20 protein-coding genes and 2 tRNA genes are annotated in these 18,833 nt (G+C 58.2%); 19 read left to right on the top strand and 3 right to left on the bottom strand.

The window, feature by feature from the left end; genetic code table 11:
- The first annotated feature begins 1 nt into the window (after position 1).
- The 8 genes from tolR (at position 2) to nadA (ending at position 5,786) form a co-directional block, all read left to right on the top strand.
- Positions 2 to 448, top strand: a complete 447-nt coding sequence (gene tolR / locus ACESMW_RS01970; protein WP_372985409.1) for a protein TolR — start codon at positions 2 to 4, stop codon at positions 446 to 448.
- Positions 449 to 470: 22 nt separating this feature from the next.
- Positions 471 to 1,502 carry a cell envelope integrity protein TolA gene (gene tolA / locus ACESMW_RS01965; protein WP_372985408.1) on the top strand — a complete coding sequence of 344 codons (1,032 nt, stop codon included), beginning with the start codon at positions 471 to 473 and terminating at the stop codon, positions 1,500 to 1,502.
- 16 nt (positions 1,503 to 1,518) lie between these two features.
- Entirely contained in the window at positions 1,519 to 2,832 is a 1,314-nt protein-coding gene (gene tolB, locus ACESMW_RS01960; RefSeq protein WP_372985407.1) for a Tol-Pal system beta propeller repeat protein TolB, read from the top strand.
- A gap of 56 nt (positions 2,833 to 2,888) precedes the next feature.
- Positions 2,889 to 3,452, top strand: a complete 564-nt coding sequence (gene pal, locus ACESMW_RS01955) for a peptidoglycan-associated lipoprotein Pal (protein ID WP_372985406.1) — start codon at positions 2,889 to 2,891, stop codon at positions 3,450 to 3,452.
- Between the two features lie 28 nt (positions 3,453 to 3,480).
- On the top strand, positions 3,481 to 4,230 hold the full coding sequence (ybgF, locus tag ACESMW_RS01950) for a tol-pal system protein YbgF (RefSeq protein WP_372985405.1): 750 nt from the start codon (positions 3,481 to 3,483) through the stop codon (positions 4,228 to 4,230).
- A gap of 83 nt (positions 4,231 to 4,313) precedes the next feature.
- Positions 4,314 to 4,389 (top strand) — tRNA-Lys (locus ACESMW_RS01945).
- A gap of 67 nt (positions 4,390 to 4,456) precedes the next feature.
- Positions 4,457 to 4,532 (top strand) — tRNA-Lys (locus ACESMW_RS01940).
- Positions 4,533 to 4,724: 192 nt separating this feature from the next.
- Positions 4,725 to 5,786, top strand: a complete 1,062-nt coding sequence (gene nadA / locus ACESMW_RS01935; RefSeq protein ID WP_372985404.1) for a quinolinate synthase NadA — start codon at positions 4,725 to 4,727, stop codon at positions 5,784 to 5,786.
- Between the two features lie 22 nt (positions 5,787 to 5,808).
- Here the strand turns inward: nadA and ACESMW_RS01930 are convergent, their stop codons facing one another.
- Positions 5,809 to 7,287, bottom strand: a complete 1,479-nt coding sequence (locus ACESMW_RS01930; RefSeq protein ID WP_372985403.1) for a M48 family metalloprotease — start codon at positions 7,285 to 7,287, stop codon at positions 5,809 to 5,811.
- 159 nt (positions 7,288 to 7,446) lie between these two features.
- On the opposite strand from ACESMW_RS01930, the gene ACESMW_RS01925 reads away from it, so the two are divergent.
- Both ACESMW_RS01925 and ACESMW_RS01920 read left to right on the top strand, forming a co-directional pair.
- Positions 7,447 to 7,674: a sulfurtransferase TusA family protein gene (locus ACESMW_RS01925; RefSeq protein WP_372985402.1), complete on the top strand. Its 228-nt coding sequence runs from the start codon at positions 7,447 to 7,449 to the stop codon at positions 7,672 to 7,674.
- A gap of 16 nt (positions 7,675 to 7,690) precedes the next feature.
- Positions 7,691 to 8,770, top strand: coding sequence for an AI-2E family transporter (locus tag ACESMW_RS01920; protein ID WP_372985401.1), 1,080 nt, complete (start codon positions 7,691 to 7,693; stop codon positions 8,768 to 8,770).
- A 7-nt stretch (positions 8,771 to 8,777) separates the two neighbouring features.
- On the opposite strand, the gene ACESMW_RS01915 is transcribed toward ACESMW_RS01920, so the two are convergent.
- Positions 8,778 to 9,245: a peroxiredoxin gene (locus ACESMW_RS01915; RefSeq protein ID WP_372985400.1), complete on the bottom strand. Its 468-nt coding sequence runs from the start codon at positions 9,243 to 9,245 to the stop codon at positions 8,778 to 8,780.
- A gap of 74 nt (positions 9,246 to 9,319) precedes the next feature.
- On the opposite strand from ACESMW_RS01915, the gene dapA reads away from it, so the two are divergent.
- The 9 genes from dapA to ACESMW_RS01870 all read left to right on the top strand — a co-directional run bounded on the left by dapA (position 9,320) and on the right by ACESMW_RS01870 (position 17,925).
- On the top strand, positions 9,320 to 10,198 hold the full coding sequence (gene dapA / locus ACESMW_RS01910; protein WP_372985399.1) for a 4-hydroxy-tetrahydrodipicolinate synthase: 879 nt from the start codon (positions 9,320 to 9,322) through the stop codon (positions 10,196 to 10,198).
- Positions 10,199 to 10,233: 35 nt separating this feature from the next.
- A complete protein-coding gene (gene bamC / locus ACESMW_RS01905; protein WP_372985398.1) occupies positions 10,234 to 11,331 on the top strand; it encodes an outer membrane protein assembly factor BamC in 1,098 nt (365 codons plus the stop codon).
- A gap of 40 nt (positions 11,332 to 11,371) precedes the next feature.
- A complete protein-coding gene (gene purC / locus ACESMW_RS01900; RefSeq protein WP_372985397.1) occupies positions 11,372 to 12,085 on the top strand; it encodes a phosphoribosylaminoimidazolesuccinocarboxamide synthase in 714 nt (237 codons plus the stop codon).
- 37 nt (positions 12,086 to 12,122) lie between these two features.
- Complete coding sequence (locus tag ACESMW_RS01895) at positions 12,123 to 12,860, top strand: TIGR04219 family outer membrane beta-barrel protein (protein ID WP_372985396.1); 738 nt, start codon at positions 12,123 to 12,125, stop codon at positions 12,858 to 12,860.
- A 139-nt stretch (positions 12,861 to 12,999) separates the two neighbouring features.
- Positions 13,000 to 14,007, top strand: coding sequence for an NAD-dependent epimerase (locus tag ACESMW_RS01890; RefSeq protein ID WP_372985395.1), 1,008 nt, complete (start codon positions 13,000 to 13,002; stop codon positions 14,005 to 14,007).
- Positions 14,008 to 14,425: 418 nt separating this feature from the next.
- Positions 14,426 to 15,400, top strand: coding sequence for a TRAP transporter substrate-binding protein (locus tag ACESMW_RS01885; RefSeq protein ID WP_372985394.1), 975 nt, complete (start codon positions 14,426 to 14,428; stop codon positions 15,398 to 15,400).
- A gap of 40 nt (positions 15,401 to 15,440) precedes the next feature.
- Positions 15,441 to 15,980 carry a TRAP transporter small permease gene (locus ACESMW_RS01880; protein ID WP_372985393.1) on the top strand — a complete coding sequence of 180 codons (540 nt, stop codon included), beginning with the start codon at positions 15,441 to 15,443 and terminating at the stop codon, positions 15,978 to 15,980.
- 4 nt (positions 15,981 to 15,984) lie between these two features.
- The gene (locus tag ACESMW_RS01875) at positions 15,985 to 17,289 is read left to right on the top strand and encodes a TRAP transporter large permease (protein ID WP_372985392.1); all 1,305 of its coding nucleotides are present in this window, start codon (positions 15,985 to 15,987) and stop codon (positions 17,287 to 17,289) included.
- Positions 17,290 to 17,361: 72 nt separating this feature from the next.
- Positions 17,362 to 17,925 carry a winged helix DNA-binding protein gene (locus tag ACESMW_RS01870; RefSeq protein ID WP_372985391.1) on the top strand — a complete coding sequence of 188 codons (564 nt, stop codon included), beginning with the start codon at positions 17,362 to 17,364 and terminating at the stop codon, positions 17,923 to 17,925.
- Here ACESMW_RS01870 and ACESMW_RS01865 read toward each other — a convergent pair.
- Positions 17,917 to 18,726, bottom strand: a complete 810-nt coding sequence (locus tag ACESMW_RS01865) for an RluA family pseudouridine synthase (RefSeq protein ID WP_372985390.1) — start codon at positions 18,724 to 18,726, stop codon at positions 17,917 to 17,919. The genes ACESMW_RS01870 and ACESMW_RS01865 overlap by 9 nt on opposite strands.
- Between the last annotated feature and the right edge of the window lie 107 nt (positions 18,727 to 18,833).

Below are 18,833 nucleotides of genomic sequence, written 5' to 3'. Positions count from 1 at the left end.
TATGAAAGGCATGGGAATGATGCCGCAGCAGCGGAAAAAACCGATGTCGGAAATCAACGTCGTTCCGTACATCGACGTGATGCTGGTGTTGCTGGTGATTTTCATGGTGACCGCGCCCATGCTGACCCAGGGCGTGAAAGTGGATTTGCCGGAGACCACCTCGGACCCCATCCAGTCTGACAAGGATGTGGAGTCGATTGTGGTTTCGGTGGACACCAACGGTGCCTACTACATGGAGATCGGTGACGAGAGCAGTGATCCCATGTCTCTGGGAGAAGTGAGTGAACAGTTAGCCAAGATCCTGTCACAGCGCCCCAATGGTGAAGTCCTGGTGCGCGGTGACGAGCACGTGGAATACGGCACGGTGGTGCGTCTGATGGCGGAGTTACAGGGTGCCGGTGCCACCAGCATCGGGTTGATCACCGAACCATCTCCCGATGAGAAGTGAGCCAGAAACGCGCGGAGCTGTTGTGACGAATCAGGATCGCAGGGTAATCAGTACCGGTACGGCGCCGTGGAAATCGCCGGTCGCCTTGTCGGTGTTTCTGCACCTGCTCATTGTGGTGGTCGCTCTGGCAGGCTGGTCCTGGACCAGCCCGGTGGATGAGCCGCCACCCCGTAGTATTTCGGCGCGTCTGGTCACCCAGCAGCAACCGGAGCCCAGCCCGGTGGTGGAGCCGGACGATCAGCCGGATCGCGACCAGGAGCGCCGGGCGGAAGAGGAACGTAAAAAGGCCGAGGCCGAACGCCGTCGCCAGGAAGAAGAGGCGCGCAAGATAGCGGAGCAGAAGGCTCAGGAAGAGGAGGCCCGTCGCAAGGCCGAGGAAGAACGCAAGAAACAGGAAGCCCTGGCGAAGGAGCAGGAAGCGGCGAAGGCCCGCGAAGCCGCCCGCCAGAAGGCAGAGGCGGAAGCCAAGGAGCGCGAGCGCCAGAAAGCCGAGGAAGAGCGCAAGCGCCAGGAAGCGGAACGCAAGCAGGCCGAGGAAGAGCAGCGGCGGCTGGAAGAACAGCGCAAGCAGGAAGAAGCCGAACGTCGCCGCCAGGAAGAAGAGGCCCGCAAGGAGGCCGAACGCAAGCGCCTGGAGGCAGAACGGCGCCTGAAAGAGCAACAGCTGGAAGCCCTGGCCGAGGAATCGCGTAAGGCGAAAGAGGCGGAAGCCCGCCGTCAGCAGCAGGCCGCTGCGGCTCGGGCGAAGGAAGCACAGATGCTTTCCGAAAGCGAAAAGTATCAGGCGCTGATCCGGGAGCGGCTGAGCCAGGCCTGGTACCCGCCATCTTCGGCGACAGAAGAAATGACAGCCAGGCTGCAGATAACACTGTTGCCGACAGGTGAACTGGCCAGTGTCAAACTTGTCAGCAGTAGCGGCAATACCGCGTTCGATAACTCTGCCCTGAGTGCGGTACGCTCGCTTAACCGGTATCCAATACCGGATGACAGGGAAACCTTCGAGCGTTATTTCCGTCAGTTTACTATTGAATTCAACCCGCGCCGGTTGAGATAAGGAAACAGGAAAGATCATGACAAAGCGGACCTGGACAACCTCTCACAAAGCCCTTACCGCCGCGCTGGCTGCCCTGATCATGCTGGCAACCGGGGCGCGTGCCGAGCTGCTTATTCGAATCACTGAAGGCGCTGATGCAGCCCTTCCCATCTCTGTTGTGCCATTTGCGGAGAACGGGGTGATTCCGCCCGGGGACAAGGTTGCCAATATTGTTCGGGACGATCTTGCCATGAGCGGAGAGTTCCGGCCTCTGCCCGCGGAGAAAATGCTGAGCCTGCCGTCCCGCCGGGAGGATGTGTACTTCCGGGACTGGCGTATGCTTGGCCAACGCTACGTCCTGGTTGGCGAGCTGAGCCGGAACGGTGACCGTGTCGTTGCCCGTTACGAGCTGTTCGACGTGAATCAGGAAAAGCGAATCCTCGGTGAGACTGCAGCAGCGTCGGTCAATGGCATGCGTACTCTTGGCCATCACATCAGCGACAAGGTGTATGAGGCGATTACTGGTGTGCCAGGGGCATTTTCCACCAAGCTCGCGTACATCACCCTCGACACTTTCAATGGCAAGCCCCGCTACCGTCTGCAGGTGAGCGATGTGGATGGCAAGCGTGCAAAGATCCGGTTGGAAAGTCAGGAGCCGATCCTGTCACCGGCCTGGTCTCCGGATGGAAAACGGCTGGCCTACGTCTCTTTCGAAACCGGCAAACCGGCAATCTATATCCATGAGCTTTCCTCCGGCCAGCGTACCAAGGTGGCCGATTTCAAAGGTCTCAATTCTGCGCCGGCCTGGTCCGAGGATGGTCGCTCGCTGCTGATGACACTGTCCAAGGACGGTAACGCCGAGGTCTACCGGATGGAGCTGGCGAGCCGGCAGCTGACCAAGCTGACCAATCACTGGGCAATCGATACCGAGGCAACCTATGACCACTCGGGTGACGGCATTTTCTTCACCTCGGACCGCTCCGGCGGACCGCAGATCTACCACATGAAATCGCCTGGTGCAGAACCCCGCCGTATTACCTTCGGCAGTCGCTATAACGCACGGCCGAGGTCGGACAATACCGGGGACTACGTTTATTACGTGCACCAGAGAAACAGCGCGTTCCATATTGCCCGAACCAATCTCAACAACGGTGAGGAAACGGTCCTGACCCGGACCGAATCCGATGAATCACCGAGTGTGTCACCCAATGGTCGCATGCTGATCTATGCCACCAAGCAGAGTGGCAACAGCGTGCTGACCGTGATCTCGGCCGATGGCGGTGCGGCATACAGCCTGCCCGCTTCGGAAGGGGATGTCCGTGAACCTGCCTGGGGGCCGATCGTCGACTGAACGCCCCGGGCTTTCGAAAGCAATCAATAAACTCAAGCCACTGAAAGGAAATGAACATGAAACTGTCTATGCACTCCAAGGTCCTCGCCATGCTGCTTTCTGCCGGTCTGTTTGCCGGTTGTAGCTCCACAGGCGAAACGGTGGGCGATGGCGCTTACGATTCCGACGTTGCTCCTGTAGACGACGGCTCCACGGTTTACGGTGGTGATGATGAGGGCGGTGTGTCCTCCTCCGCGCTGACCGAGGAAGAACGCATGGCCGCTGAAGAGCGGGCGAAGATGGAAGCCCTCCGTGACATCACCACCTTCTACTTCGATTTCGACACCGCCGAGATCAAGCCTGAAGCCCGTGACGTATTGGTGGCCCACGCCCAGTACCTGGCCAACAACCCGGGCCGTAACGTTCGCCTGGAAGGGCATGCCGACGAGCGCGGCACCAAGGAGTACAACCTGGCCCTGGGTGAGCGTCGTGCCAACGCCGTGCAGCGGTTCCTGATCGTCAACGGCGCTTCACGTGGCCAGATCGAAACCGTAAGCTATGGTGAAGAAAAGCCGGCGGTCATGGGCTCCTCTGAAAGTGCCTGGGCACAGAACCGTCGGGTAGAACTGGTTTTCGACTGAACCGCTAACTGACAGATCGGGTGTATCCATGAGAAAACGGCTCGTGGCGTTACTGCTGGTTCCACTTGCGCTTGTGCAGGTGGGGCCGGTTCAGGCGCAATCTTCCACACCGGCCCAGAGAAGTTCCTCTGGCAACCAGGCGACCGCAGAACTGTTCTACATGATTCAGCAACTCCAACAGGAGGTGCGAAGGCTGCAGGGTGAAGTGGAAGAGCAGCGACACATGATCACCCGATTGCAGGAGCAGGGTCGAGATCGCTACATCGATCTGGATCAGCGCATCCTCGATCTGTCCGAGAAAATGGCGAGCCAGCCGGAACCTGCGCCGGCTTCGCCATCCGCTTCCGGCAGTGGCGACGGGCAGGCGGTGGAAACCCGCGAGTATCGTCAGCCGGATGCCGAGGAGCGCAAGGCCTACAACGAGATTCAGGACCTCATCCGGAACCAGAAAGACTACGATCAGGCCATTACCCGGTTGTACGAGTTCATCGACAAATATCCCGAAGGGGACCTGACGGTTAACGCGTATTACTGGCTGGGCGAGGTCTATCTGGTCAAGCCGCAGCTGGAGCAGGCAAAACAGGCCTTCACTATTGTGGCGACCCGTTTCCCGGACCATCGCAAGGCGCCGGATGCGGTCTACAAGCTGGGTGTGACCCTGGATCGTCTGGGCGAATCTGACGAGGCTCGCCGGCGCATGCAGAGCGTCGTTGATGATTATCCGGACAGCGGTGCGGCGGAGCTTGCGAAGAAGTTCCTTTCCTCTGCAAACGGTTAATCCGGCTCAGGAAAAAAATCCGGGGATTACTCCAAAAAAGGGTTGATCACCGGAAAAATATCAGTACTATATGCGCCTCGTTTGGGTCGTTAGCTCAGTTGGTAGAGCAGTTGGCTTTTAACCAATTGGTCGAAGGTTCGAATCCTTCACGACCCACCAAATTCCGGGTACTGTTCGTTTGAGCTCGAGCGGTATCGATCAGGTAAGTTATCTGGTCACCAGTCAAGGGTCGTTAGCTCAGTTGGTAGAGCAGTTGGCTTTTAACCAATTGGTCGAAGGTTCGAATCCTTCACGACCCACCAAATAACAGGATCTCCCGGGATCCTGGGGAAAAAAGAGCCTCCGGGCTCTTTTTTTTTGCCTGTAAGATCCCACTTATAGTCCCAGAGTGGTCAAAGTTTGTTTTCAGGTGTGTGACGCTGGCGTTGCAGGCCCATGAAAACAGTGGCCGAGGTGATATACTTCGGTGGTTAACGCAACACAGAGATGCAGGAATGACACGAGCAGAAAACCGTATCCTTGTTCAGGAGCACCTGGCCCACGAAGCGGAGCCCAAGCCTTTGAGCGAGAGTGAGAAAGCGGAACTCGAGGCCCGGATCAAGGCGGAACTCAAGGCCAGAGACGCTGTGCTCGTTGCTCATTACTACACCGACCCGGATATCCAGCGCCTGGCGGAAGAGACCGGGGGCTGCGTGGCTGACTCCCTGGAAATGGCCCGCTTTGGCAATCAGCATCCGGCCACCACGGTGGTTGTCGCGGGCGTCCGGTTCATGGGCGAGACCGCCAAGATCCTCAACCCCGAGAAGAAAGTCCTGATGCCCACCCTGGAAGCGACCTGCTCCCTGGATGTGGGCTGCCCGGCCGATGAATTTGCCGAGTTCTGTGACCAGCACCCGGACCGGACCGTGGTGGTGTATGCAAACACCTCGGCGGCCGTGAAGGCGAGGGCGGACTGGGTGGTGACCTCGAGCTGCGCCCAGGCCATTGTCGAGGACCTGGATGCCCGTGGCGAGAAGATCCTCTGGGCTCCGGACAAGCATCTGGGGCACTACGTGCAGAAGACCACCGGAGCCGACATGCTGCTCTGGGATGGCTCGTGCATCGTTCACGAAGAATTCAAGTTCCGAGGTCTCGAGGACCTCAAGGCACTGTATCCGGACGCAGCCGTCCTGGTGCATCCGGAGTCACCGGATGCGGTGGTGGAAATGGCCGATGTGGTGGGCTCCACCTCCCAGCTGATCCACGCGGTGCAGACCCTGCCCAACCAGGAATTCATTGTCGCCACGGATAACGGTATCTTCTACAAGATGCAGCAGTTGGCCCCCAACAAGACCCTCATCGAGGCGCCCACCGCCGGTAACGGCGCTACCTGCCGAAGCTGCGCCCATTGCCCCTGGATGGCGATGAATGGTCTGGAAAACCTGCTGCAGGTGCTGCAGACCGGTAGTCAGGAAGTGCTGGTGGATCCGGCGCTGCGGGAGAGGGCGCTGAAGCCTCTGCAGCGCATGCTGGACTTCACCGCCAACATGAATCTCAAGGCCGCAGGCAACGCCTGATTGGTGCGAATCCTTTACCCGGTCAGCTGTTGCGCTGAACCTGCAGCTGCCGGGTAATTTCAGCCAGTCGTTCGGTAACCGCCTGGCGCTGGGGTGATCCGGCCGGCAGTTTTTCCTGGGCCTGGCGCAGCTGGCGCTGGGCTGATTCCAGATCCCCCATCAGGGCGTCGTATTCGGCCCTTGCGCGGTGCACGCCAACGATATTGCGAGCCATACCTTCCGCTTCTGCCCGTCGTGACCAGAGATGCTCCTGTCCCGGCATCTGACGAGTGAGTTCCCTCAGAAGGTCTGCCGCGGCAGCTCCGTTTCCCGCTTTGATTTCGGTCTGCGCAAGGGTATAGGAAATAGGGTAGTTGCCCGGGTTGCGGGCGAGCGCATCTTCAAGCAAGGCCCGTGCTTCCCCGGTTTTGTCACGGGCGTTCAAAACCTCGGCCAGGGTGACCTGCAGGGTGATCCGGCCCGGATTCTGCTCCAGCAGGTCTCTGAGTTCCTGCTCTGCCTTGTCCAGCTGGTTATTGGCCTGGTAAGCGACGGCGAGTCCGTACCGGATGGCATGGTTCCGCTTGGCATCCGGCCGATCGAGGTAGGACTCGAAAGTCTCCACCGCCACATCCGGTGAGGGGGAGTAATGGACCTGGAGGCGGCTACGCATCAGGTGGTATTCCTGGCCGTCCTTTATCTCCAGGTGCGGGTACTGCTCGGCCCGGTTGCGGGTGTCAGCTACCCGGCTCTGGGTCAGCGGGTGCGTGGACAGGTATTCCGGAACCTGGTTTCCCTGTAGCCGGTTCTGCCGCATCATGATCTCGAACATTTCCGGCATGCCCCGGGGATCCATGCCGGCACTGGCAAGGATGTCCATGCCGACCCGGTCGGCCTCCTGCTCGTGGGATCGGCTATACGCCAGCATGTTCTGTACTGACAATGCCTGGGTACCGGCAATTGCGGCAATGCCGATGTCGGACTGGGTCACTGCGGAAAGTACAATTCCGGCAATCATGCCCGCGAGGGTCAGTGGCGCGCTGGTTTCCTGCTGTTCGACGCGGCGGGCAAAATGGCGTTGACTCAGGTGCGCCAGCTCGTGGGCGAGTACCGAAGCAAACTGCTGTTCCGTGGCGGCGTTCAGAAACAGCCCTCCATTAACACCAACAATGCCGCCCGGGACGGCAAAAGCGTTGAGTTGAGGGCTGTCGATCAGCGCCAGCGTCAGTTCCCGGTTCTGCAGCGGAGCCGAGGGCACCAGGCGATAGATAATAGCGCTCAGATAGTCGTATACCAGGGGATCAGTGATGCGGGGGGCAGACCGCCGGATAGAGACCATGACCTGACGGCCGATCTCAGATTCCTGCTGGCCCGAAATCAATCCACCGCCGGTGCCGCCGATCGTTGGCAGCGATGATTCCTGGGCGGAAGCCGGAGAAGTTGTCAGTAATGCCGCCAGTGCGAACACTGCGGCTTTCAGGATCCCCCGGGCGGAGGTGGTTCGGCCATGATCGAGTTTCATGTACTGCAAGTTGCCTCTGGTTCGGACTGCCGGTTGGACAGTGTCTTACCATGAAAAGTTCTGAATATGAGATTACCAGCTATTGAGATGCAATACCCGGCATCTCGCGGCATAATGCCGCGTTGTCAATTCCACTGATTGTGATGGTGCGTCTACATTATGGTTGACCGTACACTGGATGCTTCCGGGCTGCGCTGTCCGATGCCTCTGCTGAAAACCAAACTCGAACTCAACGGGATGTCCGCCGGTGAGCAGCTGGAGGTTATTGCGACCGATTCCGGCTCGGCCCGGGATATCCCGGCGTTCCTTGCGTTGTCCAGCCACACCCTGGTGAGTTCCACCGAGGCCAATGGCGAATACCGGTTTGTGATAAAGTGCGGCGGTTAACCTTTCGGAGACGTTGATGGTCAGGATTTTACGCGGTCTCGCGCACAAATACTTTTCAGATGAAGAAGCTGTCATCCTTTCCCTGATTCTGCTGACGGGAACGGTGTTCGTCATCTGGTTCGGTGCCATGCTGGCGCCGGCCATTGCGTCCCTGATCATTGCCTTCATCCTCCAGGGTCTGGTGACCAAGCTCAACAAGCTGGGGATACCGGAAATCGTTTCCATCATCGGGGTTTTCGTGGTGTTTCTGGGTGTGCTGGTGGGTTTCCTGTTCGGTCTCCTGCCGCTTGTCTGGACCCAGGTCACCAACCTGGCCGGGGAGGCGCCGCGTATCATCCGGGAAATGCAGTCCTACTTTGAGTTGCTCCCTGAGCAGTATCCGCAGCTGATTTCCGTAGAAGCGGTCAATACCGTGTACCAACAGGTTTCCACGGAAGTGGGCCAGCTGACCCAGTGGCTGGTTTCCTTCTCACTGTCCAGTATTCCGGATCTGGTGGCGCTGCTGATCTACATGGTGCTGGTGCCCATTCTCGTGTTCTTTTTCCTGAAGGATAAAGAGGTACTGTTGGGATCCATCGGCCGTCTGCTGCCTCCCCAGCGGCCGCTGATGCTCAAGATCTGGCATGAGGTCAATCTCCAGTGCGCGAACTATGTGCGGGGCAAGGCGGTGGAGATCCTCATCGTCGGCGGAGCAACCTATATTGCCTTCAAACTGCTGGGCATGCCCTATGCCGCACTGTTGTCATTGCTGGTGGGCCTGAGTGTGGTGATTCCCTACATTGGTGCGGCTGTGGTGACCATCCCGGTTGCCATGATCGGGCTGTTTGCCTTCGGCTGGGGCACCCATTTTATCTGGGTGATGGTGGTCTACGGTGTGATTCAGGCGCTCGATGGCAACGTGCTGGTGCCGGTCCTGTTTTCCGAGGTCAACAACCTGCACCCGGTGGCCATCATCGTTGCAGTGCTGTTCTTTGGTGGCATCTGGGGCTTGTGGGGTGTCTTCTTTGCCATTCCGCTGGCAACCTTGCTCAAGGCGGTGTTTTCCGCCTGGCCGGTGAAGGAGGTTGAGCCTTCACCGACCGATGAGCTGGCCTGAGGCCCTGTCAGAGGGTCTTGACCGCTTCCAGCACTTCATCGGCGTGGCCTTTGACCTTGACGCCGCGCCATTCCTCCTGCAACACACCTTCCTTGTCGATCAGGAAGGTGCTGCGCTCGATGCCCAGATGTTCCTTGCCGTAAAGCTTCTTGAGCTTGATAACGTCAAACAGCTTGCACAGGGTTTCATCCTTGTCTGAAATCAGGTGGAAGGGGAACTCGTGCTTGGCCCGAAAGTTCTCATGGGCTTTCAGGCCGTCCCGGGATACACCGAAAATCTCGGTATCCAGCTCCACAAACTGTTTCATCCGGTCGCGAAAATCCTGGCCTTCGGTGGTGCAACCGGGGGTGTTGTCCTTGGGATAGAAATAGATCACAACATTCTTGCCCCGAAGGTCAGCAAGCCGGACGGTTTGCTCTCCGGTCGCCGGCGCTTCAAAATCAGGGACGGGCTTGTTCAATTCGACGGATGACATGACATCTCCTTTAATTCCCTTGTGTCAGTTCGAGCCCAACATTACCATATCGGTTTTATTCGGACGGAGCTTTTATGATAACGGGTAGCCTTGTCGCACTGGTCACGCCCATGCATCCAAACGGTGACATCCACTGGGAGGAGCTGGACAAACTGGTGGACTTTCACATTGAAAACGGCACGCACGGCATCGTCGCCGTGGGCACCACCGGCGAATCCGCAACCCTGGATCCGGAAGAGCACATCGAGACCATTGGCCGGATCATAAAACGCGTCGACGGGCGGATCCCGGTGATTGCCGGTACCGGCGGCAACAGCACCCGTGAAGCGATCGAGCTGACCAGCGAAGCCCACAAGCTGGGTGCAGACGCGTGCCTGTTGGTGGTTCCGTACTATAACAAGCCGACCCAGGAAGGCCTGTACCAGCATTTCAAGGCCATCGCCGAGGCGGTGCCGGGCATGAACCAGATGCTGTACAACGTTCCCGGCCGGACGGCCTGTGACATGCTGAACGAGACCGTTCTGCGTCTGGCGGATATTCCGAACATCGTGGCGATCAAGGATGCTACCGGTAACATTCCCCGTGGCGCCGAATTGATCAAGGCCCTGGATGGCCGTCTCGCGGTCTATTCCGGTGACGATGCTACCGCAGCCGAACTGATGCTGGCCGGCGGTAAGGGTAATGTCTCGGTTACGGCCAACGTGGCGCCGAAATCCATGGCCCAGCTGTGCGAAGCGGCTATTTCCGGTCACCGGGAAGAGACCGAGCGTTTGAACGAGCTGCTGATGCCGCTGAACCGCAAGCTGTTCCTGGAAGCCAATCCGATTCCGGTGAAATGGGCATTGCATCGCATGGGGATGATCAGTGAGGGCATTCGTCTGCCGCTGACGCCGCTGAGCGAGAAGTTCCACGCGGAAGTGGAAGAAGCCCTGAAAGCCTCAGGCGTGCTCTGAGCTTGCTGAAAACGTCCCTGAACCGGAGTAACCCGATGCAGGTTCTTTCAGGAACCCGTTCCCCCCGTATTTACAGATCGATATGTGCTGCGTCCGGGCTGTTGCTGCTGGCAACGGCCTCGGGCTGCAGCCTGTTGGAAGACCGTTCCGAGCGGTACGTCGATGCCAGAGAAGGCACGCCGCTGGAGCTCCCTGAGAGCGCGGATGAATCCCGCTTCAGCCAGGTCATGCCGATCCGCGAGATCAATACCGCCGAGTCCGGGAAAATGTATCCGTCCGATATTCCCCGGCCGCCGGACATGACCTCCGAGATTCTCCAGGAAAACTATGTGATCGAGGAGCTGGATGGTCGCATCTGGCTGCTGGTGAACGACGTTCCCGGTCGGCTCTGGCCCCAGGCAACCGCCTACATGAACGAGCGGGGCCTGGGTGTCGCCTATGACAGTCCCCAGCTGGGACTGCTCCAGAGCGAGCTGGCTAATTTCAGCAAGCAGGCCCGGGAACTGGTGGGCCTGACCAATCAGGCATCGGCGGATGAACCCATGACGGTCATCCAGATGCGTATGTCACCGGGTATCCGCCGTAAGACGACTGAAATCCAAATTCGCCGGGTAGAGCGGTCTGATCGCCCGGGAGAACTTTTGCCCTGGCAGGACATCGCCAATCCCCCGGCGGAGGCCATGGCGCTGCAGAAAGAGCTGCTTGCTGATCTCGGGGAGTTTCTGAAAACCAGGGAGGAGAGTAAATCCTTCTCCAGGGCGGCCTCGGGTATGGCCAGTGAACCCCTGGTGAGCCTGGAATCCGAGGGCGAGGAAGCTGTCGGCATCCGGATGGACCTGGATTATGGCCGGTCCTGGGCGGAAGCCAATCGTGCCCTGGAAGAAGCCGAAATCCCGGTTGTCGACCTGAACCGCAGTGCGGGCTGGCTCTATGTCGACTTCCGCACAGCGGATGAGAAGGAATCCGGCTGGTTTGACTGGTTCAGCGACAAGGAAAAACCGCGGCATACCCATACCGTGACCCTGGAAGAGCGCGACGGCGCGGTGTTTATTGAGGCCGAGCGGCTCGAAAGCTATGACGGCGAGCACACGACATCCGATCTGCTCAACCGACTCTTTGAATACCTTTACTGATTGAATGGGGATGCCCGGCGCATCCCCTCCGGAGATTTCAATGGAAAAGCGCGAAGAACTCTACGCAGGCAAGGCCAAATCCGTATACCGCACCGACGATCCGGAGCGTTTCGTAATGGTCTTCCGGGATGACACCTCGGCGTTCGACGGCCAGAAAAAAGAGCAGCTCAACCGCAAGGGCATGGTGAACAACAAGTTCAATGCCTTCATCATGGAGAAACTGGAAGCGGCGGGCATTCCCACCCACTTCGAAGGACTGCTTTCGGATACCGAATCCCTGGTCAAGAAACTGGACATGATTCCGGTTGAGTGCGTGGTCCGCAACATTTCTGCTGGCAGCCTGTGCCGCCGGCTGGGCGTGGAAGAAGGCCAGGAGCTGAATCCGCCCACCTTCGAGCTGTTCCTGAAGAATGACGAGCTGCACGACCCCATGGTCAATGAATCCCTCGCCGAGAGTTTCGGCTGGGCGACCGCAGGTGAGCTCGCCCGCATGAAGGAACTGACCTACAAGGTCAACGACGTGCTCAAGAAGCTGTTCGATGACGCCGGCATGCTGCTGGTGGATTACAAGCTGGAATTCGGCCGTAGTGGCGGCGAGATTGTCCTCGGCGACGAATTCAGCCCTGATGGCTGCCGCATCTGGGACAAGGAAACCCGCAAGAAGATGGACAAGGACCGGTTCCGTCAGGGACTCGGTGACGTGATCGAGGCCTATGAAGAAGTCGGTCGCCGTCTCGGCATCCAGTTCGACTGAAACGCAATCAATACAATAACCATCAGAAGGGCATCTTATGCGTAAACTGATCCTTGCAGTAGGTGGCACCGTGGCGCTGGCCACGCCTCTGGCCAATGCAGATGTTGTCGGCGTTGGTGCCAATGTCAGCTACTGGGACTCTGATCTCTCCGGTAAGGTGGTCAACAAGGGTTCTGCCGTTGATATCGAGAACGATCTGAATCTCGACAGCGACAGCAACGCGAACTTTACCGCCTACTTCGAGCACCCGGTGCCGGTGCTGCCAAACGTGCGGGTGAACTACACCACCATTTCCCAGAACGGCAGTGGCCAGATCGGGCTGGAAGAGTTCGATGGCATTCTTCCGGGTGCGTCTGTGGATTCCGAGCTGGATCTGGACCAGCTGGACGCTACCTTCTACTACGAAGTCCTGGATAACTGGGTTAACCTGGATCTGGGCCTGACCGCCCGCAAGCTGGACGGTGAGCTGATTGTCCGTGACACCACCGGCACTGGCCGCGTGAGTGAAACCACCGTCGATGGCGTTATCCCCATGGGCTACGCCGCCGCCCGTTTCGATCTTCCGCTTACCGGTGTCTCCGTGGGCGGTGAGGGCAACCTGATCAGCTTCGACGGCGATTCCCTGCACGACTTCAATGTCTACGGCCAGTACGAGTTGTCATTGCTGCAACTGCGCGCCGGTTACCGTCAGATGTCCATCGACTACGAAGATGACGATGACAAGATGGATGTCGAGTTGTCCGGTCCATTTGCCAGTGTCGGTCTGACGTTCTGATTGATTACCGGCTGAATGGCTGAAAAAAGAGCGCTGCGGCGCTCTTTTTTTGTGGCCAACATTTTCTGTGGTGTTGCCGGAACGGCCGATTCGGTAAACTTGGCAGCAGAGGACACGAACGTTTTATGGAGATTAGACCTTGAAAATTCTCGTTACGGGAACCGCTGGATTCATTGGCTCACACCTGGCGCACCGCCTGCTGGATCGGGGTGATGAGGTGATCGGCGTCGATAACGTCAATGACTATTACGATGTGAACCTGAAGGAAGCGCGCCTGAAGCGGCTGACCTGCAAGCCCGGCTTCACCGAGATCCGTGAGGATGTTGCCGATCGCGCCGCTATGGAAGCCCTGTTCCGCGAGCACAAGCCCGAACGAGTGGTTCACCTGGCCGCCCAGGCCGGGGTGCGTTACTCCATCGAGAACCCCCACGCCTACGTGGATGCCAACCTGGTTGGCTTCATGAATATCCTGGAAGGCTGTCGGCATAACGATGTGAAGCACCTAGTCTACGCCTCCAGCAGCTCGGTATACGGCGCCAACGAGACCATGCCGTTCTCGGTCCACGACAACGTCGACCACCCCCTGAGCCTGTATGCCGCCTCCAAGAAGGCCAACGAGCTGATGGCCCATACATACAGCCATCTGTACAACCTGCCCACAACTGGCCTGCGGTTCTTCACCGTGTATGGTCCCTGGGGCCGTCCGGACATGGCGCTGTTCATCTTCACCAAAAAGATCCTCGCCGGCGAGCCGATCGACGTGTTCAACCATGGCCACCACCGACGGGATTTCACCTACATCGATGACATTGTCGAAGGGGTCATCCGCACCCTGGACCACGTCGCCGAGCCCAACGCGGACTGGAGCGGCGAGCGTCCGGACCCGGGTACCAGCAAAGCGCCTTACCGGCTCTACAACATCGGCAGCAACAACCCGGTGGAGTTGTCCCGTTTCATCGAAATCATTGAAGAGCGAATCGGCAAGAAGGCGGAGAAGAATCTTCTGCCACTGCAGCCGGGCGATGTGCCCGCCACCTACGCCAATGTCGACGACCTCATCGAAGATGTGGGTTATAAACCCTCGACCACCGTGGAAGAGGGCATTGCCAACTTCGTGGACTGGTATCGGGATTTTTACAAGGTCTGATTCCAGAGCGTTCTCTCTGTTCAAGAAGACTCAAAGGTTCCTGGAGAAAAATCCAGGAACCTTTGCTTCCCCGCCTCTTTCTCCTGAAGCCTGGTCCCCGGGCACCTGAATAGCTTCCCACCGCTCTGCTGCAGTAAGCCGCAATCTCGACGATACGATTTTCAGAATTTTCTATTCTGCCGTGGGGCAGTTCTATCAAAATTGATCTTTGAAAATAAAATAAATACAAAATGTCGATAAAATGGTGGTAAAACACGTATTGTTTTGCGGTAAAAAGTTTGACAGCGCTGCCAGTGGCGACTAACTTGGCTAAATTAAGCACAGGCACATGTGCCGCGTCGTGCGATGTGTGTCCCTTACGCTGTCACAACAACAACCACGAATAGCCCGAATGTGACCGGGCCAAGAGGAGGCAAAGATGAAAATAAAAGCGAAATACCTTGCCGCAGTCGCGCTGACTGCTTCTATCGGAACCGCGCAGGCGGAAACAAACTGGGATATGCCGACGCCGTATGGCGATTCCAATTTCCACACTGTCAATATTCGCGAATTTGCAGAAGATGTGCGGGAGGCGACCGATGGTGAGCTGAACATCACGGTTCACAGCGGTGGTTCTCTCATCAAACACCCCGAAATCAAGAATTCCGTTCGCCGTGGCCTCGTTCCCATTGGTGAACTGATCATGTCCCGCCTGGCCAACGAAGACCCATTGTTCGAGGCAGATTCGGTTCCCTATCTGGCGAGTGACTACGACGAGGCGTGGGAGCTTTGGCAGGCCTCCAAGGAGATGCTGGCAGAGCGTCTGGAACGGCAGCGGCTGACCCTGCTGTTTGCAGTGCCCTGGCCGCCCCAGGGTATTTACACCAAATTCGCCGTGGAAACCGGTGAAGAGCTCCAGGGTGTGAAAATGCGCGCCTACAACAAATCGAGTGAACGCCTGGCCGAGCTGTTTGGTGCGGTTCCGACCCAGGTCGAGGTTCCGGATATCCCGACCGCTTTCGGAACCGGTCGCGTGGACGCAATGATCACATCGCCATCAACCGGTGCCAACACCCGGGCCTGGGATTACCTCAGTCACTTCAACCATGCCCAGCTGTGGTTGCCCAAGAACATGGTGATCATCAATACCCGGACTTTTGAGGGGCTCCCGGAGTCCGTGCAGGAAGCCATCAAGACCGCAGCAACTGAAGCGGAAAAGCGGGGCTGGGAGGCCAGCAAGGCCGAAACCGATGCCAAGATCAAGATCATGGAAGACAACGGCATTGTGGTTTCCGAGCCGAGTGAGGCACTGGTCGAGCGGCTACAGGAAGTGGGCGCCACCATGGAGCAGGAATGGCTGGAGCGCGCCGGCGAGGATGGCAAAGCCCTGATCGAAGCCTATCGCGCTCGCTGATTACTGATCAGCCTGAAAAGAACAATCCGGGAGCATTTACATGCGCAGGTTTCTGGACTCTCTGTACCGCCTTGGCGGGTATATCTCGGCCCTGCAGCTTTTCATCATCATGGTGATGGTGGTGTTGCAGGTGTCGGGGCGAATTCTCGACAAGGCCCTGCTGACCCTGGGGATGAAATCCCTGGGCCTGCAGGTTCCCGGATTGGCGGAACTGGCGGGGTTTCTGTTGCTCGGGGCCACGTTTACTGGTCTGGCCTACACATTGACGGTGGGTGGTCATATCCGCGTGGACCTCTTGCACAGGGCTCTGCCGGAGAGTGTCCAGCGAGCACTGGACATTCTGGTAACGGTGATCGCTTCGGCGATCACCGGTTACGGTATCTGGTTCAGCGTACTGCTGGCCTATGACAGCTATGACTTCGGGGATTTGTCTATCGGTATGGTGCCGGTGCCGCTCTGGATACCTCAAACGGTCATGGTTGTCGGGCTGGTCTGGCTGTTGATTGCGTTGCTCGACGCGCTGATCGGACTGATCACCGGCCGCATTACCCGCATCAAAGACGAAGCCCCGCAGGAGTAACACCATGGACATGATCTGGATGAGCCTGGTGCTCCTGATAGGACTCCTGATTCTTCTCGGAGCCGGGCTGTGGGTCGCTTTTGCTCTCACGGCCACTGGCCTCGCAGCCTTGCATTTCTTCAGTAACATCCCGGTGGGCGATAGCCTGGCGACATCGTTTTATGGTGCCAGCGCTTCCTGGGAGTTGGCCGCCTTGCCGATGTTCATCTGGATGGGCGAGGTCCTTTTCCGTTCCCGCCTGTCCGAGGAAATGTTTACCGGAATTGCCCCGTGGGTCGGTCGTATCCCTGGCCGGCTGCTACACACCAACATTATCGGTTGCGGTATTTTCGCGGCGATTTCCGGCTCGTCGGCCGCCACCGCAGCGACGATCGGTAAAATGTCGGTGCCGGAGCTCACCCAGCGTGGCTACGATCGCAAACAGATCCTGGGTACGCTGGCGGGTTCGGCAACCCTGGGATTGCTGATTCCCCCGTCGATCATTCTGATCGTTTACGGTGTCGCTACCGAGCAGTCCATTGCACGGTTGTTCGTGGCCGGTATTCTTCCCGGTTTGCTGCTGATGGTGCTGTTCGCCGGCTACGTTGCCATCTGGTCCAAGCTGAACCCATCTGGCGTACCCGCTGACGAGGAGGAGGCTCTGCCGCTGGCGGAGAAGATTCGGCGTAGCAAGCCTCTGATCCCGGTTGTTCTGCTGATCGTTGGTGTTATCGGCTCTATCTATGCCGGGCTGGCATCACCCACGGAATCAGCGGCGGTGGGCGTGGCATTGGCGCACCTGCTGTCCTGGCGTGGCGGCTCCCTGAGCCGGGAAACGTTCGGCCAGGCTATGATGGGGACGGTAAAAACGTCCACCATGATTGCGTTCATTCTTGTGGGCGCCCATTTTCTGACAGTGTCCATGGGCTTCACGGGCATTCCCAGGAACCTGGCGGCCTGGATCAATACACTGGAGCTGTCCCCCTATCTGCTGCTCCTGGCATTGACGGTGTTCTTTATCCTCCTGGGCTGCTTTCTGGATGGTATTTCGGTCGTGGTGCTGACCACCTCCGTCATCCTGCCGATGGTGCAGGCGGCGGGGATCGATCCGCTGTGGTTCGGGATCTACCTGGTCATCGTGGTGGAAATGAGCCAGATAACGCCGCCAGTGGGGTTCAATCTCTTTGTTATTCAGGGGTTGACCGGTGAAAACATTATCCGGGTGGCACTGGCCGCACTACCTTATTTCCTGTTGCTGCTAGCCGGGGTGCTGTTAATCACGATCTTCCCGGAGATTGTTACCTACCTACCCAGTCAAATGGGGAATTGATAGACTCACGGCCTGCTCCGAGTGGCGGGGCAGGTTATTTGTGGTATCGAACAGGATTGTCGTGGTGGGCCTATGAAGAAAAGCGCAGACAAGGAATTGACCGAACAGGGCAGGGAAGAGCAGCCAGGCGCAAGAAGCGTAGGGCCGATCGTGTCCTCGGCACACCTCTCCGGCCGCGCAGCTGAACTGTCAGAGCTTGAATTCGGGCTGATTGTTGCAGGAAATGCCTTCAACCGTTGGATGGTGCGCTGCATGAACGCGGCGGGCCTTCCTGATATGAGCCCCCTTGATATCCTGGTGCTGCACAGCGTGAACCATCGGGGCCGGTCAAAAAAATCCGCGGATATCTGTCTTGTGCTCAATGTGGAGGATACCCACACCGTCACCTACGCTCTCAAGAAGCTCCTGAAGCATGAGGTGGTTGTATCGGAGCGCCGTGGCAAGGAAACGTTCTATTCCATCACCGACAAGGGTGAGGCGATCTGCCAGGCTTATGCCGAGATTCGGGAAAACTGCCTGGTGGACTCGCTACGGACACTTGGCTTTTCCAATACCGACCTTGGCTCCATTGCCAGCTTCCTGCGGGGCATCTCGGGGCTTTACGACCAGGCCGCACGTTCGGCCGCATCACTGTAGGTGATGTGCTTCGGGAAGGCGGAATGACACCCAGCGTCGGAATATGGGGCAGTCGAATTCCAGAAGACAGGCGAGCAGCTGCAGGGGAACCGGGGCGGCGTTGCCATAGAGCCGGTCACTCACGATAGGGTGGCCGATGCCGGCCAGGTGGCGGCGGATCTGATGCTTGCGGCCGGTTTCGATCCGGACCTGGAGCAGGGTGGTCTGCTGTTGGTCATCCTGCGCCAGAGTGGTGATGTGGCTGATGGCCGCTTTTCCTTCCACGGGTGCGTCAATGGTTCGGTCTTTGGCCTCCAGTAATCCCGTCACCCGTGCCTGATACACCTTGGTAACCGATCTTCCCGAGAATAACTGTGATAATGCCCCGGCGGCCTTGGCATCATGGGCTATCAGCATCAATCCGGCTGCGTCTGCATCCAGGCGGTGAATCAGGAAGCAGGGCTTTTTCAGTGATACCTCCGCCCACCGCAACAGGCTGCAGTGATCTCCCCACTGGGAGCCCTGGGCCAACATGCCGTGGGGTTTGAACCACACCGAGTAACGTCCGAAGTCCTCCAGGAGCTCCGCCGGCTCCGGCTTTCGCCCCAGGACGGCATCATCGTAGAACAGCTGCAATCGTGTGCCGGCCTTCACCTCGCGCTTGGCCTTTCGCAGGCGAACCTGCTTGCCCTTCACCGTCCACCAGCAGGCACCTTTCGCCATGGCGTCCTTGATGCGCTGTTTGGGCAAGCCGGAGGCCCCCGCAAGGGCATCTACGGCGGTCTGGTCCTGGTCAAGAGTAAGGTCGATGGTGGTTCGCATGGTGTAAGCCAGGGCTCTGAACGGGGCTGATAATTCTCGGGATTATACTGGAAATTGCATACCATCCGGAGAAAACCGCCTGAGGTCTTGAGCGTAGTTACATTCAA

Source organism: Marinobacter sp. (genome assembly GCF_041690455.1).
In the GTDB taxonomy this organism is placed as follows: domain Bacteria; phylum Pseudomonadota; class Gammaproteobacteria; order Pseudomonadales; family Oleiphilaceae; genus Marinobacter.
Note: the sequence above shows the minus strand (reverse complement) of the source record. Positions and strands in the feature narration are given on the sequence as shown.